This window comes from Nonomuraea salmonea (genome assembly GCF_042428605.1).
GTDB classification, from domain to species: Bacteria; Actinomycetota; Actinomycetes; order Streptosporangiales; family Streptosporangiaceae; genus Nonomuraea; species Nonomuraea salmonea.
The window spans coordinates 122344-137961 of sequence record NZ_JBHMCF010000020.1 but is presented as its reverse complement, the minus strand read 5'-3'; the positions used below and the strand labels follow the sequence as shown (position 1 = coordinate 137961).

Annotated in this window: 18 protein-coding genes and 1 pseudogene; 10 read left to right on the top strand and 9 right to left on the bottom strand. The window is 71.7% G+C overall.

Annotation, left to right across the window (positions count from 1 at the left end):
- Positions 1-81 precede the first annotated feature (81 nt).
- Genes ACFFR3_RS21375 through ACFFR3_RS21360 form a run of 4 tightly spaced genes read right to left on the bottom strand, consistent with a single transcriptional unit; the run spans position 82 to position 3365 of the window.
- Complete coding sequence (locus ACFFR3_RS21375) at positions 82-1104, bottom strand: NAD(P)H-dependent flavin oxidoreductase (RefSeq protein WP_379483700.1); 1023 nt, start codon at positions 1102-1104, stop codon at positions 82-84.
- Entirely contained in the window at positions 1101-1868 is a 768-nt protein-coding gene (locus ACFFR3_RS21370; RefSeq protein WP_379483699.1) for a CoA-transferase subunit beta, read from the bottom strand. The genes ACFFR3_RS21375 and ACFFR3_RS21370 overlap by 4 nt, the downstream gene beginning before the upstream one ends.
- The gene (locus ACFFR3_RS21365; protein WP_379483747.1) at positions 1852-2628 is read right to left on the bottom strand and encodes a CoA transferase subunit A; all 777 of its coding nucleotides are present in this window, start codon (positions 2626-2628) and stop codon (positions 1852-1854) included. The genes ACFFR3_RS21370 and ACFFR3_RS21365 overlap by 17 nt, the downstream gene beginning before the upstream one ends.
- Before the next feature lie 8 nt (positions 2629-2636).
- Positions 2637-3365, bottom strand: coding sequence for an enoyl-CoA hydratase family protein (locus ACFFR3_RS21360; protein WP_379483698.1), 729 nt, complete (start codon positions 3363-3365; stop codon positions 2637-2639).
- Between the two features lie 42 nt (positions 3366-3407).
- Here ACFFR3_RS21360 and ACFFR3_RS21355 point away from each other — a divergent pair.
- The 3 genes and pseudogenes from ACFFR3_RS21355 to ACFFR3_RS21345 all read left to right on the top strand — a co-directional run.
- Positions 3408-3527 (top strand): annotated as a pseudogene (locus ACFFR3_RS21355) (SDR family oxidoreductase); the annotation flags it as partial.
- 345 nt (positions 3528-3872) lie between these two features.
- On the top strand, positions 3873-4481 hold the full coding sequence (locus tag ACFFR3_RS21350; protein WP_379483746.1) for an SDR family oxidoreductase: 609 nt from the start codon (positions 3873-3875) through the stop codon (positions 4479-4481).
- A gap of 209 nt (positions 4482-4690) precedes the next feature.
- Entirely contained in the window at positions 4691-5599 is a 909-nt protein-coding gene (locus tag ACFFR3_RS21345; RefSeq protein ID WP_379483697.1) for an SDR family oxidoreductase, read from the top strand.
- Between the two features lie 42 nt (positions 5600-5641).
- Here the strand turns inward: ACFFR3_RS21345 and ACFFR3_RS21340 are convergent, their stop codons facing one another.
- Positions 5642-6295: an NIPSNAP family protein gene (locus tag ACFFR3_RS21340; protein WP_379483696.1), complete on the bottom strand. Its 654-nt coding sequence runs from the start codon at positions 6293-6295 to the stop codon at positions 5642-5644.
- 220 nt (positions 6296-6515) lie between these two features.
- On the opposite strand from ACFFR3_RS21340, the gene ACFFR3_RS21335 reads away from it, so the two are divergent.
- The 3 genes from ACFFR3_RS21335 to ACFFR3_RS21325 all read left to right on the top strand — a co-directional run bounded on the left by ACFFR3_RS21335 (position 6516) and on the right by ACFFR3_RS21325 (position 8030).
- On the top strand, positions 6516-6812 hold the full coding sequence (locus tag ACFFR3_RS21335; RefSeq protein WP_345398526.1) for a hypothetical protein: 297 nt from the start codon (positions 6516-6518) through the stop codon (positions 6810-6812).
- A gap of 42 nt (positions 6813-6854) precedes the next feature.
- Positions 6855-7118: a hypothetical protein gene (locus tag ACFFR3_RS21330; RefSeq protein WP_364380552.1), complete on the top strand. Its 264-nt coding sequence runs from the start codon at positions 6855-6857 to the stop codon at positions 7116-7118.
- A gap of 102 nt (positions 7119-7220) precedes the next feature.
- Complete coding sequence (locus ACFFR3_RS21325; RefSeq protein WP_364380555.1) at positions 7221-8030, top strand: ATP-grasp domain-containing protein; 810 nt, start codon at positions 7221-7223, stop codon at positions 8028-8030.
- Here the strand turns inward: ACFFR3_RS21325 and ACFFR3_RS21320 are convergent.
- From ACFFR3_RS21320 to ACFFR3_RS21305, 4 genes are read right to left on the bottom strand one after another with little or no spacing between them, the layout of a single operon-like run.
- Positions 8027-8773, bottom strand: coding sequence for an SDR family oxidoreductase (locus ACFFR3_RS21320; protein ID WP_379483695.1), 747 nt, complete (start codon positions 8771-8773; stop codon positions 8027-8029). The two genes, ACFFR3_RS21325 and ACFFR3_RS21320, sit on opposite strands and share 4 nt — an antisense overlap.
- Positions 8774-8823: 50 nt before the next feature.
- Positions 8824-9597 carry an SDR family oxidoreductase gene (locus tag ACFFR3_RS21315; protein ID WP_345398544.1) on the bottom strand — a complete coding sequence of 258 codons (774 nt, stop codon included), beginning with the start codon at positions 9595-9597 and terminating at the stop codon, positions 8824-8826.
- Between the two features lie 14 nt (positions 9598-9611).
- The gene (locus ACFFR3_RS21310; RefSeq protein WP_364380562.1) at positions 9612-10730 is read right to left on the bottom strand and encodes an acyl-CoA dehydrogenase family protein; all 1119 of its coding nucleotides are present in this window, start codon (positions 10728-10730) and stop codon (positions 9612-9614) included.
- Complete coding sequence (locus tag ACFFR3_RS21305; protein ID WP_345398547.1) at positions 10717-11268, bottom strand: flavin reductase family protein; 552 nt, start codon at positions 11266-11268, stop codon at positions 10717-10719. The genes ACFFR3_RS21310 and ACFFR3_RS21305 overlap by 14 nt, the downstream gene beginning before the upstream one ends.
- A 229-nt stretch (positions 11269-11497) precedes the next feature.
- On the opposite strand from ACFFR3_RS21305, the gene ACFFR3_RS21300 reads away from it, so the two are divergent.
- The 4 genes from ACFFR3_RS21300 to ACFFR3_RS21285 all read left to right on the top strand — a co-directional run bounded on the left by ACFFR3_RS21300 (position 11498) and on the right by ACFFR3_RS21285 (position 15565).
- Complete coding sequence (locus tag ACFFR3_RS21300) at positions 11498-12670, top strand: thiolase C-terminal domain-containing protein (protein ID WP_379483694.1); 1173 nt, start codon at positions 11498-11500, stop codon at positions 12668-12670.
- A 52-nt stretch (positions 12671-12722) separates the two neighbouring features.
- Positions 12723-13163 carry a Zn-ribbon domain-containing OB-fold protein gene (locus ACFFR3_RS21295; protein WP_345398550.1) on the top strand — a complete coding sequence of 147 codons (441 nt, stop codon included), beginning with the start codon at positions 12723-12725 and terminating at the stop codon, positions 13161-13163.
- 857 nt (positions 13164-14020) lie between these two features.
- Positions 14021-14758 (top strand): GntR family transcriptional regulator, encoded by a 738-nt coding sequence (locus ACFFR3_RS21290; RefSeq protein ID WP_345398553.1) that lies wholly within the window; start codon positions 14021-14023, stop codon positions 14756-14758.
- A 204-nt stretch (positions 14759-14962) separates the two neighbouring features.
- Positions 14963-15565 (top strand): GNAT family N-acetyltransferase, encoded by a 603-nt coding sequence (locus ACFFR3_RS21285; RefSeq protein ID WP_364380574.1) that lies wholly within the window; start codon positions 14963-14965, stop codon positions 15563-15565.
- The last annotated feature ends 53 nt before the right edge of the window (positions 15566-15618 follow it).

Genomic DNA, 15618 nt, shown 5'->3' with positions numbered 1-15618 from the left:
CCATCCTGCGACGACCAGCGCCTCCCCCCTTCGTCCCAAAGGGACCTGTGCCGAAGTGCGGTGGGTCCTTTTTCGCTTCGGTCACGGGAGACGGGCGAGGGTGGTTTTGGCCTCTGCCATGATGCGTTCGATCAGCTCCTGGCACGACGGCAGGTCGTCCAGCACCGAGACCACCTGCCCCGACGCCATCACCCCCAGGTCCGCCCGCCCCTCGACCATGGCCGCCCGCAGCAGCACCGGCGTGTTGGCGGCCTGGAGCACCTGGGCCCACGTCAGTTCCCGCCCGCGCCGCATACGCCGCCCCTCGCGCAGCAGCGACCCCCACGACAGCCCTGAGAGCCGCTTGAAGCGCGCCGCGTTGACCACCGCCCGCACGAGCCGCGACCGCTCAAGGGAGGCCACGAACGGGGTGTGCAGGACCCGGTGCGGGACCCCGTCCACGTTCCTGGTCACGACGGTTTCCCGGGCCGCCAGGTAGACCCGCTTCACCTCGTCGGGTACCGGCGAGTCGCTGGTCAGCAGGAAGCGGGTGCCCATGGCGACCCCGCAGGCCCCGTACGCGAGCGCCGCCACCAGCCCCCGCCCGTCGAAGAACCCGCCGGCCGCGACGACCGGGATGTCCACCGCGTCCACCACCTGGGGCAGCAGCAGCGTGGTCGCGAGGGGCCCGGTGTGCCCGCCGCCCTCGCCGCCCTGCACGATGACCGCGTCCGCCCCCCACCCCGCCACCTTCTCGGCGTGCCGCCGCGCCCCCACCGACGGGATGACGACGACCCCGGCGTCCTTGAGCCGGGAGATCAGCTCAGGTCGCGGCGAAAGCGCGAAAGACGCCACCCGCACCCCCTCCCTGACCAGCACCTCCACCCGTTCGGCCGCGTCGTCGGCGTCGGCGCGCAGGTTCACCCCGAAGGGCGCGTCGGTACGCTCCTTCACCCGCCTGATCGCCGCCGACATCTCGGGCACCGACATGGTGGCCGCCCCGATGACGCCGAGCCCACCGGCCCGCGACGTGGCGGCGGCGAGCCGGGCGCCCGCGACGTACCCCATGCCGGTCTGCACGATGGGGTACCGGCAGCCGACGAGCGAGGTCAGCGCGGTCCTCACACCGGCACCTCGCGGTCGCGCAGCCGGTCGGGGTCGAGGCGGCCGAGCACCCGCAGCTCCTCGGCGGTCGGCTCCCGCGTACGCGGCACGTCCCCGTCGGCCCCGGCCAGCTCGAACCCCGTCGCCGCCACCACGTCGGCCACGCTCACGCCAGGATGCGCCGACACCAGCCGCATCGTCCCGCCAGGGCCGGAGAAGTCGAGGACGGCGAGGTTCGTCACGACGCGGCGCAGCTCGTACGCGCCCCGGTCGGTGCCGATGCCGCTCACCATGTCCACCTCGGGCACGAACACCCGCCGCCCGTGCCGGGGGATCCAATAGCTGGTCGGGTCGCAGCGCGTGTTGCCCGGCGCCCCGCGCACCCCCAGGAGCTGCGCCTTGGGCCGCGCCCAGTCGCCGACGCAGGAGATGTTCGTGTTGCCGTACCGGTCGATCTGGCTCGCGCCGAGCATGACGTGCCGGCGTCCGTTCAGCACCAGCCACAGGTGGTCGCGGAACGGCAGCCACCCTTCCACCACCTCGGGCGCCGCCCCCAGCGCGGGCACGTCGCCGGTGAGCAGGCAGACGCCGTCGCTGGTGAGCAGGTCGGGCTCGAACGCCAGCCGCGCCAGCCGCGCCGCCAGGACCGTGACGGGCCCGCCGATCCCGGCCGCCAGGATCTCCCCGTCACCCCTGAACGCCTCCGCGCACGCCACCACGCACACGTCAGCACGCGTCACGGGCGGGGTCGTGGTCGTCGTCGTGGTCTCAGCCGAGCCGCTCACGGTAGTCCTCCCAAGACGTCTCGGCGTACACCCGCTGCTCCGCCTCGTCGCGCCCGTAGTCGGGCTCGCACGAGGTGAACCCCGCACCACCCGGCGCCTCCACCACCCCCGCCACCATCGACCGGCTGATCAGCAACGACTGCACCGGGCCCTCCTTGAGCAGGTCGGCCGGGTCCACCAGCCGCTCGCACGAGACGTAACACCGCGCCGCCGCCTTGGCGTAGAGGTCGTCGAAGTACGGATCGGGCCCCAGGTACTGGGCGTTGCCCCGCGCGTCGGCCCTGTTGAGGTGGACGAAGGCCACGTCCATGGTCAGCGCGGGCACCGCGACCAGCTCCTCCCCGTCCCCGTACGGCGACCGGACGGTCCGCAGCTCCGGGTTGACCCGCAGCACGTCGGAGCCGAGCCCCGCCCGCGTCGGCAGGAACGGCAGCCGGTGCGCCGCCGCCAGCAGGCCGAACATGAACATGCCCTCGTCGTACTCGGTGAACGCGATCTCGCCGCGCTGCCTGGCCCGCCGGAAGTGCGGCTCCAGGGGGATGGTGTCGAGCGTGACGAACGGGGCCACCACCCTGCGCACCTTCCCCGCCGCGCAGAGCATGCCGACGTCGGGGCCGCCGCAGGAGACGATCGTGAGGTCGCGTACGGGGGAGCGGAGCAGGGCCGACACCAGCGCCATGGGCTTGCGCCGTGACCCCCAGCCGCCGATCCCGACCGTCATGCCGCTCTCCACCTGGCCGGCCACGTCGGAGGCCGTCATCACCTTGCTCACGCGAACCGCTCCCGGTGCCGGTCGCCGACGCCCATCAGGTTCAGCTCGAAGGTGAAGCCCTGCTCGAAGCGGTAGCTGCGGTTGACGTCGATCGGGTCGATGCCGTTGAGCGACTCCTTGGCGCGGCGGATCACGTACGGGTCCTTGGCGGCGATCTGCCGGGCCACCTCCATGGCGGCGTCCCGCAGCTTGTCGCGCGGCACCACCTCCAGCACCGACCCGAACGCGTGCAGCTGCGCCGCCGTCGCGTTCCTGCACGTGTAGACCATCGCCCGCATCAGATGGCCGGGCACCAGCCTGGCCAGGTGGGTGGCGGCGCCGAGTGCGCCCCTGTCCACCTCGGGCAGCCCGAAGTAGGCGTCCTCGCCGGCCACCACCACATCCGCGTTGCCCACCAGCCCGATGCCGCCGCCCAGGCAGTGGCCGTGCACGGCGGCGATCACGGGGACGGCGCACTCGTAGACGGCGGCGAAGGCCGCGTGGCAGGCGCGGTTCGCCCCGACCAGGGCGGTGAAGCCGTCGGTGTCGCGCATCTCCTTGATGTCCACCCCGGCGTTGAACCCGCGGCCCTCGGCCCGCAGCACGACCACCCTGGTCGCGGGGTCGTCGCCGGCCGTGCGCAGGGCCCGCGCCAGCTCCTCCCAGTGGCGTACGGCCAGCGCGTTCACCGGCGGCACGTCCACGACCACCTCCGCGACGGGCCCGTCCAGCAGCGAGATCCCCATCCACTCTCCTCCACCTAACGCTTGCTTGGTACGGTAGCACCCGTGACCGTCTCTTACGACTACGCGGGCAAGCACGTCCTGGTGACGGGCGGCACCCGCGGCATCGGCGCCGGCATCGCCAAGGCCTTCCAAGCCGCCGGCGCCACCGTCACCATCTGCGCCCGCACCCCGCCCTCAGTAAACGACTCGCGACCCCCTCATGCGGATCCGCGACCCCCTCGCGCGGATCCGCAGCCCTCTCACGCGGATCCGCAGCTCCCTCGCGCGGATCCAGAGGAAGATCCGCGGCCCCTTCGCGCAGATCCGGGGAGAGACCCGAGGCCGCCCCGTGCGGATCCGAGGGGAAGATCGCGGGGTCTTCGCGTGGACCCGGGGGAAGACCCGCGGCCTCCTCGTGCGGGTGCGGGTGCGGGTGCGGGGGGAGGGTCATGGTCTTCTCCCGCACACAAAGGGGAAGATCCGCGGGCGCCTCGTGTGGGTCCGGTGGGAGGGTCGCGGGCTCCGTGCGTGGATCTGGGGGGAGAGCTGCCGGCTCCTCGGTTCGTACGGGCCGACGTGCGGGTGCCTGAGGACGTGGAGCGGCTGATCTCCGGGTTCGAGCGGCTCGACGTGGTGGTCAACAACGCCGGAGGGTCGCCGCCCGCGCCGCTCGTAGGCACCTCGCCGCGCCTGCACGCCAAGGTCATCGAGCTCAACCTGACGGCCCCGCTGCTGGTGGCGCAGCGCGCGTACCCGCTGCTCGCCGCCGTGGGCGGGGCCGTCGTGATGATCGGCAGCGCCAGCGGGGCCAGGCCGTCGCCGGGCACCGCCGCGTACGGCGCCGCCAAGGCCGGGCTGCACCACCTGGCCCGCTGCCTGGCCGCGGAATGGGCGCCCCACGTCCGCGTGAACACGGTCGTCGTCGGCCTGGCCGCCACCCCCGACGCGGCGGCCCACTACGGCGGCCACGACGTGGACGCCTCCGCGATCCCGGCCGGCCGCCCGGCCACCCCCGAGGACGTCGCCGCCGCCTGCCTATGGCTGGCCGCCCCGGGCTACGTGACCGGCGCAGAAGTCCGCGTGGACGGCGGCGGCGAAGTCCCCGCCTGGCGCCTCCTCACCACCACCCCACCTTGACCGCCTACTTCGAAGGGCGCTCACCCCGCGCCTATGGGAAGCCGCCCGGGGGGCGCTGCCTCCGCGCCTATGGGAAGCCGCCCGGGGGCGCTCGCTCCGCGCCTGTGGGGAGTCGCGTGGGGTGGCGCCTACCCCCTGCCTTGCTCTCGGAGGGTGGTTTCTGGGGGCGTTTGCTGGTATTTGTGCTTGATCCTTCTTGGGAGGTCTGCGTGGGTATCTGTGCCGGGCGCGTGGTGGTCGTGACGGGTGCCGGTCGGGGCATCGGAAGGGAGCACGCGCTGGAGTTCGCCCGGCAGGGCGCTCGCGTCGTGGTGAACGATCTCGGCACCGGGCCCGGCGGCGAGGGCGGCTCGGCGGGGCCCGCGCTGGCGGTGGCGGAGGAGATCCGCGACCTCGGCGGGCAGGCGGTGCCCAGCAACGAGGACGTCGCCGACTGGGACGGCGCGGCGCGGCTGGTCAAGACCGCCGTCAGCGCGTACGGGCGGCTGGACGTGCTGGTCAACAACGCCGGCTTCGTACGGGACAGGATGCTGGTCTCGATGACCGAGCAGGAGTGGGACGACGTCGTACGCGTCCACCTCAAGGGGCACGCGGCGCCGTTGCGGCATGCGGCGGCTTACTGGCGGGAGCGGGCCAAGGCGGGCGACCGGGTCAGCGGCCGGGTGATCAACACCTCGTCGGGCGCGGGCCTGATGGGCAGCGTGGGGCAGGGCAACTACGCGGCGGCCAAGGCGGGCATCGCCGCGCTGACCCTGGTGGCCGCGGCCGAGCTGGCGCGGTACGGGGTGACGGTCAACGCGATCGCGCCCGCCGCGCGTACCAGGATGACCGAGCAGGTGTTCGCGGAGTCCATGGCCCGCCCCGCGTCCGGCTTCGACCCCATGGACCCCGCGAACGTCTCCCCGCTGGTCGTCTGGCTCGGCTCGGAGGAGTCGGCGCACGTGACGGGCCGGGTGTTCGAGGTGGAGGGCGGGACGATCGCGCTGGCGACGGGCTGGCGTCACGGCCCGAAGGTGGACCGCGGCGCCCGCTGGGACCCGGCGGACGTCGGCCCGGCCGTCACCGACCTCCTGACCACGTCCCTACCCCCGGAACCCGTCTACGGCCAACCAATCTGATTCGCCCGGCCCCCGGCCGGGAGGCCCGATCGGCCCTCCACGTCAGCGCATGGTTGAGCGGGCCGTTGGGTGGAGTTTGAGGCGGAGTGAAGGGGCGGTGAGGTGGGGGGTGATCATCGGGAGGTCCACCTCCTGCTCCTTCTCCGGGCTGTCGAAGCGGGCGAACCACACGAACACGTTCACTCCGGTCCGTACGGGCAGCCGCGGGTAGGTGTTCTCGGCGTGCTCGCTCTCGAAGCACGCGACGACGGGCACCCCCGCCTCGGCCAGCACGGGTGCGACCTCGCGAGCGAAGATCCCGGCGAAGCCGGCCCCGACGTGGTGGACGGTGGCGACGTACAGGGCGGGCGGCAGGCCGGTGGCGCCGGCGGGCGGGCGCTCGGACAGGGGCGGCTCGGGCCCGACGGGCCGCAGCAGCAGCACGTCGTCGGAGTCGTCGAGAGTGGCGTTGGCGGTGTCGCGGTGGGCCTGCCACACCGGCCCGCCGTAGAAGGTTTCGAGCGAGGCGCGCCGCTCCTCCATGGAGGGAAAGGCCCGCAACCAGGGGAACGTGTCCGGCTCCCCGGCCTCGCGGAAGGAGCCGGGCACCCGCATGCCCGCCGCCTCCTGTCCTTCGATGAACTCCCGCTCGAACAGCGAGATCAGGGTGTCGCGCCGTCCCGGGCGCATGCGGTAGCGCCGCAGTTCGTAGATCATGCGCGGACGGTAAGCCCGGGTCACTGACACCCCTTGTCAGCGTAATCTCCGAACAATGTTCTGATCACTCGTAGCTACCATTCGACCACGCATGGTTATATGCTCGCACTGACCTTGATCCCCTGAGGTCAAGGAAGCCCCAACGGGGCCGGCGGCGCCCTTCGGGCCCGGTGGCCGCCGTCCCCGGCGGGCTTCCCCCTCGGATGGCGAAGGAGCAGATGTGATCAGAAGGGTGTGGACCGTCGCGGCCGTGCTCGCAACGGCCGTCGGCGGAGCGCTACTCGCAACCCCCGCTCACGCTGACGACGACTGGGCCCGGTGGGCAGGCCCCTGGGCGGGTGGCAACTGGGCCGTCAACCGGAGTGCCAACACCGACTCGGCCCAGTCGGGAAACGCCTTCGGAGACGTCCTCGCCGGCAACGACGGCGACGGGCTCTCGACCAACGTCAACAACATCAACGGCATCGCCCCGACCGCGACCAACGGCGGGATCACGGTGACCTACATCTTCTACTGACCGGCTGACGTCCGAGAAAACAGCACCTCGAAAGGACACATCATGATGAAGAAGCTCTGCGTGACCGGTGTCATCGCCGCCACCGCCGCCGGCGTCACCCTGCTGTCGGCCCCCGCCTACGCCGACACCAACGCGGGCAACTCCAGCCGTAACGCCAGCTCCTCGCAGTCGGGCAACAACTTCGGCAACGTCGTCAACGTCAACGTCAGCGGCGGTCGTGGCGCCACCAGCTTCAACAACGTCAACGGCAACGCCGTGACGGGCACCAACGGCAGCGACGTCGTCGTGGACGACGTGGTCGACTAGCACAGCCAGGGCCGCGCCGCGCGACCGCCGGACCGCGGCGCGGCCCGACCGCAGCGAGCCGGGCCGGAAATAGCCCGGCTCGCGGCGTATTAGCATCCCTGCGTGACTATCTGTGCTTATGCCACGTTTGACGGGCCCGATGACGAGCTCGCCCCGATGCTGGCGGCCTGGCGGGAGGCCGGCATCGAGGGGCGCGCCGAGCGCTGGGACGACCCTGACGCCGACTGGAGCGCCTACGACGCCGTGGTGGTCCGCAGCGTCTGGGACTACGTGGACAGGCGCGAGGAGTTCGTCGGGTGGGCGCGGCGCGTGGCCTCGGTCACGCGGCTGCTCAATCCGTACCCCGTGATCGACGCCAACACCGACAAGACCTACCTGCGTGAGCTGGGCGTGCCGATCGTGCCCACGCACTGGTCGTCGCGAGAGCTGCCCCACTGGCCGGAATACGTCGTCAAGCCGGCCGTCTCCGCCGGCGCCCGCGACACCACCAGGACCACCGACCGCGCCGAGGCCGCCCGGCTGGCCGCGGCGCTGGAGGCCGCGGGGCGCACGCCGATGGTCCAGCCCTACCTCGACATGGTCGAGTCGGAGGGCGAGACCTCCCTGCTCTACTTCAACCGCCGCTTCAGCCACGCCGTACGCCGCAGCCCCATGCTCGCCCCCGGTGCCACCACCGAGGACAACGAGCGGGCCGAGCTGCGCACACCAGCCCCGGACCAGGTCGAACTCGCCGAGAAGGTGCTCACCGCCGTACCCCATGACCTTCTCTATGCCAGGATCGACCTGGTCCGGCTACCCGGCGGCGAGCCGGTGCTGATCGAGCTGGAGCTGACCGAGCCGTACTTCTTCCTCAACCTCGACCCCGCCGCTCCGGCGCGGTTCGCGGCGGCGCTGCGCGAGCTGCTGGGCTAGCAGGTGATGCCGCCGTCCACGGGGATGACCGCCCCCGTGAGGTAGGCCCCCGCCCGCGACGACAGGTAGATGGCCGCGCCCGCCATGTCGTCGGGCCGGCCGATGCGCCCGAGCGGCACGCTCTGCGCGACGGCCTCGCGGGTGCCGGGGTCGTCGAGCGCGAACGCCATCATCTTCGAGTCGAAGGGCCCGGGGGCGATGGCGTTCACCGTGATGTGCTCCTTGGCCAGGCGCTGGGCGAGGTGGCGGGTCAGCATGTGGACGGCCGACTTGGTCGAGGAGTAGGCGTAGCTCTCCAGCGCCGGCACCCTGATGCCGTCCACCGAGCCCACGTTGATCACCCGCGCGGGGTCGTTGGCGCCGGCCGCCTGCCGCAGCTGCGGCAGGAACTTCTGCGTCAGGTAGAAGACGCCCTTGACGTTGATGTTCCAGAGCTTGTCGAAGGCGTGCTCGGGGAACTCCTCCAGCGGCGCGCCCCAAGTGGCGCCGGCGTTGTTCACCAGCACGTGCAGCGGCCCCGCCACGGCCGACACCAGGCGGTCGATCCCGTCGGGCGTGGACAGGTCGGCGGGCACCGCCCGGCAGCCCAGCTCGGCGGCCGTCTTCTCGACCTCGGCCGTCTTGCGGGCGGAGATGTACACGTCCGCGCCGGCGGCCACGAACCCGGCCGCGATCATGCGCCCGATGCCGCGCGAGCCGCCCGTGACGACGACGGTCTTGCCTTCAACGGAGAACAGAGTCATGTTCTGGGAGCATGCCATACCAACTGGTCGGTCGCCAGGCGTCGCGCCGGTCAGGGATGCTGCGAGGAGACCGAGACCACCTCGCCGGTCATGTACGAGGAATAGTCGCTGGCCAGGAAGACGATCACGTTCGCGACCTCCCACGGCTCCGCCGACCGCCCGAACGCCTCCTTGGCCGCCAGCTCCGCCAGCAGCTCCTCGCTCGTCACCTTCGCGAGGAACGGGTGCACCGCCAGCGACGGCGCCACGGCGTTGACCCGGATCCCGTGCTCGGCGGCCTCCAAAGCGACGCACCTGGTCAGCGCCATGACCCCGGCCTTGGCCGCCGCGTAGTGCGCCTGCCCGCGCTGGGCCCGCCAGCCGACCACGGAGGCGTTGTTGACGATGACGCCGCCGCCCTGCGGGATCATGTGCCGCAGAGCCGCCCTGGTGCAGCGCATGGTGCCGGTCAAGGTGACGTCGATGACGGCGTGCCACTCCTCGTCGGTCATGTCGGCGAGCGGGGCCGTACCGCCGAGTCCGGCGTTGTTGACCACCACGTCCAGCCGCCCGTGCGCCTCCACCACCGCGTCGAACAGCGCGAGCACCTGCGCCTCCGAGGTCACGTCGCACGGCACGGCCAGCGGCTTGACGCCGGTCAGCTCGGTCAGCGCCTCGGCGGCGGCGGCCAGGCGGCGCTCGTGCCGGTCCGACAGCACGATCGTGGCGCCCTCCTCGGCGCAGCGCCGGGCCGTTGCGTAGCCGATGCCCGCGCCCGCGGCGGCGGTGACCAGCGTGACCCGGCCGTCGAGCAGGCCGTGCGCTCTGGGGTAGGACGTGGGCATGGGTGCGGCTCCGTTCAGCGGGGGAGCTTCAGCGTGCGCTCGGCGATGATGGTGCGCTGGATCTCGCTCGAACCGGCATAGATCGTGTCGGCCCTGCTGAACAGGTAGAGGCGCTGCAGCGCGTCGAGCTCTCCTACCAGCCCCGCCCGTCCCTGTACGGCCTGCGCCAGCTCGCCCAGCCTGCGGTGCCACTCCGACCAGTAGAGCTTGGCGATCGACGCCTCGGGGCCCGGCCGGTCGGAGCGGAGCATCCTGAGCGCGTTGAGCCGCATGATCTCCAGCTCCAGCCACGACCGGACGAGCCGGTCGCGCAGCACGGGGTCGCCGGCCGCCCCGGTGCGCTTCGCCGTCTCGATGACCCGCCGCAGCTCCCGGCGGAAGCCGATCTGCTGGCCGAGGGTGGAGGCGCCGCGCTCGTGCCCGAGCGTGGCCATCGCCACCCGCCAGCCGTCGCCGGGCGCGCCGAGCAGGTTCCCCGCCGCCGTGCGGGCGCCGTCGAAGAACACCTCGTTGAACTCCGAGGTGCCGGTGAGCTGCACGATCGGCCGTACCTCGACTCCCGGCCGCTTCATGGGGACCAGCAGGTACGACAGCCCGCGATGCCGCTGCGAGCCCTCCTCCGTCCTGCACAGCGCGAAGCACCAGTCGGCCACGTGCGCCAGCGACGTCCAGACCTTCTGCCCGGTGATCACCCACTCGCCGCCTTCGAGGCGGGCCCTGGTGCGGATGTTCGCCAGGTCGGAGCCGGCGTCGGGCTCGGAGTAGCCCTGGCACCACAGCTCGTCGCCGCGCTGGATCGGCGGCAGGAAGCGCTCCTTCTGCTCCTCGGTGCCGAACTCCAGGATGGTCGGGCCGATCAGGCCCTCGCCGATGTGGCCGACCCGGGCGGGGGCGTCGGCCCTGGCGTACTCCTCGTGGAAGGCGACCTGGTCCTCCAGCGAGGCGGCGCGGCCGCCGTACCGTTCGGGCCAGGCCAGGCACGTCCAGCCGTGCTTGCCGAGGTGGCGCTCCCACGCCTGGCGCAGCTCGTGGCCCTCGTGCTCGCGACCGGGGCCGCCGAGCCCGCGCGCGTGGGCGAACGGGCCGCTCAGGCTCTCCTCCAGAAAGGCCCGCGCCTCCTCACGCAGGCTCAACGAACCCCCCGACGAATCCGCCGTAGCCGCCGCGGAAGAACACCAGCGGACCGCCGTCGGCGTGCGTGTCGAGCTGGAGCACCCGCGCCACCACGATCACGTGGTCGCCGGCCGGATGTTCGGCCTCGACCGCGCAGTCCAGCCAGGCCAGCGCGCCGTCGAGCACGGGGTTGCCGCCGGGGGAGCCGGTCCACGCCAGCCCGGCGAACTTGTCGCCGCCCTTGGCCGCCATCTGCACGCAGACGGCCTGCTGGGTCTCGGCCAGCACGTTGACGGTGACGACCTTGGCTCCGCGCACCTTCGGCCAGCTCGTGCTGGTGTGGCCCACGCAGAAGGCGATGAGGGGCGGGTCGAGCGAGACGGAGGTGAAGGAGTTGGCGGCCAGTCCGTACGGCCGGCCGTCCACCGGATCGACGGCGGTGATCGCCACCACCCCGGTCGCGAACCTGCCCAGCACCTGCCGGAAACGGCGGCTGTCCAGCCGGCCGCTCTGGCCGTTCTGACCGCTTTGGACAGGCTGGGCTGGGCCCGTGGCCATGGCGGCTCCGTTGCGAATCCTGCGCTGATGGGGCGTGGGAAGGCCGCGGCAGCCGTCCGGTGCGATGAGCCGGGCAGCGTGTGTGCTCATGGGTGGGCCTCCTCGTCCGCCTGTGCGCTCAATTTTACCAAGCGCTTGCTTGGACGCTAGGGGGAAGCCGAAACGGCTGTCAAGTCGTACCCTCCGACCTGCGTTGACAGCGGCGAGAGCGGCTGCCTACGGTGCCATTGTGCCCAAGCGCTTGCTTGAATTTCGCGACCGCACCGCCGTCGCGGGCGTCGGCTGGACCCCCTTCTCCAAGGACTCGGGAGTCAGCACGCTCACCCTGGCCTGCCGTGCCGTGCTCGCCGCCCTGGAGGACGCCGGGCTGCCGCCCGACGCCGTGGACGGCCTGGCCACCCACCGCGTCGGCGACTCCGCCCCGCCCGCGCTCGTCGCGCCCGCGCTCGGCCTGACCGGCGTCACCTGGCACCTCGACCAGTTCGGCGGCGGCAGCGTCTCGCACGCCGTCGTCGGTCAGGCCGCGCTCGCCGTGGCCACGGGGATGGCCGAGACCGTCGTCTGCTACCGCGCCATCAACGCCCGCTCCGAGTTCCGCATGGGCGGCACAGGACGCGCCCTGCCGGTCAGCCCCGAGGTGCAGTACCAGGCCCCATACGGCTACGTCGCCCCGCCCCAGCAGTACGCCATGTACGCCCGCGCCCACATGATCCGCTACGGCACCACCGCCGAGCACTTCGGCCACCTGGCCGTCACCCAGCGCGCCCACGCCGCCGCCAACCCGCGCGCCCTCATGCGCACCCCCATCACTTTGGACGACTACCTGGCCAGTCGGTGGATCGCCGAGCCGTTCCGGCTGCTGGACTGCTGCCTGGAGACCGACGGGGCGTGCGCCGTCGTCGTCACCACGGCCGAACGCGCCCGCGCGCTGCGCCGCCCGCCCGTCCTCATCTCGGCGGCGGCCTGGGGCGGCGGCACCTCGCACCTGTCGGGCGGCGCCGCCGACCCCACGGTGACGGCCGCCGCCGAGCTGGCGCCCCGCCTGTACGCCCAGGCCGGCCTCGGGCCCGCCGACATCGACGTGGCCGAGCTGTACGACTGCTTCACGTACTCGGTGATCGTGCAGCTGGAGGACTACGGCTTCTGCCCCAAGGGCGAGGGCGGCCCGTACGTGGCCTCCGGCGCCACCGCGCTCGGCGGCCCGCTGCCGGTCAACACGCACGGCGGCTTCCTGTCGGAGGGATACGTGCACGGCATCAACCACATCGCCGAGGCGGTCTCCCAGCTGCGCGGCGAGGCGGGGGAGCGGCAGGTGGCCGGGGCCGAGGTGGCGCTCTCGACGGCGCAGCCCGGCTACGTCCTGCCCGCCACCTCGGCCCTGATCCTGAGGAGCGACCGATGACCGGCTTTCGCGAGGAGCCTTCGCTGACCGGCCACCTCTGGAGGAGCGACCGATGACCGGCTACCTGCCCCAGCCCGACCGCGACTCGGCGCCCTGGTGGGAGCGGCTGGCGGAGCGGCGGTTCGCGGTGCAGGAGTGCTGCTCCTGTGGCGCGCTCCGGTTCCCGCCGCGCGCGTTCTGCGCGGCCTGCCGTACGGAGGAGTGGCGCTGGCGGGAGGTGGCGCCCGAGGGGACGGTGGAGAGCTGGATCGTCAGCCGTCAACCCTTCGTGCCGGGAAGACGCGATCCATACCTAGTGGTAATGGTCCGGCTGGCGGCGGTGCCGGGCTGCCTCGTGTACGGGAACTGGCGGGCGCCGCGGCCACCGGTGCCCTGGGAACCGGTGACGGGAGAATATGTCGAGGTCGCGGCGGGGGTGACGCTGCTGAACTGGGCGCCGGCCGGCGACGGGAGCGGGCCTGGGACGGGCGCCGCTGCGGGGACGGCGCCGTAAATCCTCCCGGTTTCTGACCTTGAGCCGGAAATTGGATTGGTACCCGTAAATCCCACCAGTCCCACCATCACGAAAGGTGTCCCCACGTTCGGCCCTGAGGGTTGATGATGAGGCAGTAGGCGTCGTCGACGCGGACGGCGCGGACTTGGGGCAGACGTGAGCGTTGCGTACGCGAAGGCTCGCGTGACCGCGAGGAGGTCACGCGGTGCTCGCATGTCCGCCCGCGCGCCGCCCCCCGCACATGGAAAGGCCCCCATCGGGAGATGGAGGCGTCGGTTCTGCCGGTCCCCTCGGAGGAAAGCGCGCCCTGGCGGGCGTGGGGGACCCGCCAGGACGCGCTTCCTGCCCCGTGTGCGACGACCCAGGACTCCGGCGAGGGATGGAGTCCTAAACCGTTGATCCGCACACGGAGTCGATGGGGGAGCGCGAAGGCTCCAGCTGCCGGATACGTGCGATGCGTCGAACTGCTCCGACCGGGTCATCGATGGAATGCGCGACGGGGGCGCCAACCTCCTCGTTGCGGACTAAGGATCCGTCGGCGCATCTCGCAGTCAGCTCAGCCGACACCGTGTGCGCGGGCGTGCCGCCGCCCATGCTCTGGTAGGTGTGGGTTGACCGCAGGCGGAGCGACGCGTAACGCAGTGAACGCGTTGCTTCGCGAGGGTCCTGCCAGGGCAGGTATGGCGTACCCGCGCGGACCGGCAACACTGGCCTTCACCCCCTCACCGGCCTTTAGATGGATTTGTACCAACGAATGGATGATGGGCCGGTCAAGGGGGTTCGGTCAAGGGGTTGTGGCCTGCTAGAACCAGATCGTCTAAATTGTTGGAACAAAAGGGGTGAAAGTGGCAAGGTCGGTGCTGTATCAGCAGGTGGCTTCGGAGTTGCGTCGAGCCATCTACTCGGGTGTCCTCGGCCCCGGGGCACAGCTGCCGACCGAGGCGCAGCTCATGGAAGACCATGGGGTGAGCAGGAACACCGTGCGACTGGCCCTCGGCGAACTCGTCAACGAGGGGCTCGTCACGCGCACGCCGCGGCGCGGCACGGTGGTCCGAGACCGGCGCCCGTTACTGATCTATCCGCAGCGGGAGCTGGAGCCACAACCCACCGGGGAACTTCGCGAGGCCTTCGCCTACGCCGTCGCGCAGGAGGGCCGGGCGCCCAGCCAGTACATCGAGGTCCTGACGGTGTCTCCGGTCGAGGAGATCGCCAGCAGGCTCGAGCTGGCCGATGGGGAGCTGGCGGTGGTGAGACGCCGTCTGCGGTTCGTGGACGGACAGCCGTACAACACCAACGACTCCTACTTTCCCCGTGATCTAGTCGCAGATTCCGAGATCGCCAGGCCCGGTGACATCGCGCGAGGGGCGAACCGGGTGCTGGAGGAGCTGGGCCATGCGCAGGTGCGCGTCGTCGACGACATCTGGGCGCGTATGCCTAACCAAGAGGAGGCAGAGCGGCTCCAGCTCGAACTCGGTACACCAGTCATGGTGTACGTCAGAGTGGGGTACGACCGGGCTGACATGCCTGTGCGTGTCGCCGTGTCGGTTTTGCCAGCCGACAAACATCTGATCAGATACGAGCTTGATCGCCGCTGAGAGCTCGTGGGTGAAGGGGTGATCCCGCCGGCCGGGCGCAGCGAGAATTAGCCGCCTCGCTGGCCATGGGGAGTCGTGCATACTCCCCTAAATCGCCATTTATCCATATACATCGGGTATATGGCCCCATTTCGCCTCAGCGCACCATTGCGCCATTACGCATCGTGCCGCTGTGGCCACCCACGGCATCGAAGGGTTTGTATTATGCACACCACCACCCTCCTGCACCCGCTCTCCCTGCGCAGAGCGGAACCCGCGGACCTTCCCGGCATACTCACGCTGCTCGCCGACACCGCCGAGTGGCTCTACATGCGGGGAGTGCGGCAGTGGCCGCGGGGAGGGTTCGGCCCCGAGCGGATCGAGCCGCTCATCGCCGAACGCGTGCTCTTCCTGCTCGATGACGAGCTCAGGTATCTCGACCCCGACGAATCGGCCCCGCCTGTGGCCACCATAGCCCTTGACGACCACGCCGACCCCGAGTTCTGGCAACCCGCCGACGACCCGGGGGCCGCGCTCTACATCCACAAGCTGGCCGTCGCCCGTCCCTGGTCCGGCTCCGGCCTCGGGGACGCCCTGCTGGACTGGGCCTGCTCCATGGCGTACGCGTCCGGCCTGCCCTGGCTGCGGCTCGACTGCGCCAAGAGCAACCCGCAGCTGCAGGACTACTACCGCAGCCGCGGCTTCCGCCACGTCCGCACGGTGGATCTGCCCCATCGGTCGTCGGGCGCGCTCTTCGAGCGCCCGTCGGAGGACGTGCCGGCCACGGCCTTCCGTGACCTCACGATGGCGGAGCTGATCAGCGCCTGACCCACCGCCGGCCCCGGTCCCACCCCCCGCCGGGGTCCATGCGGAACGTCACA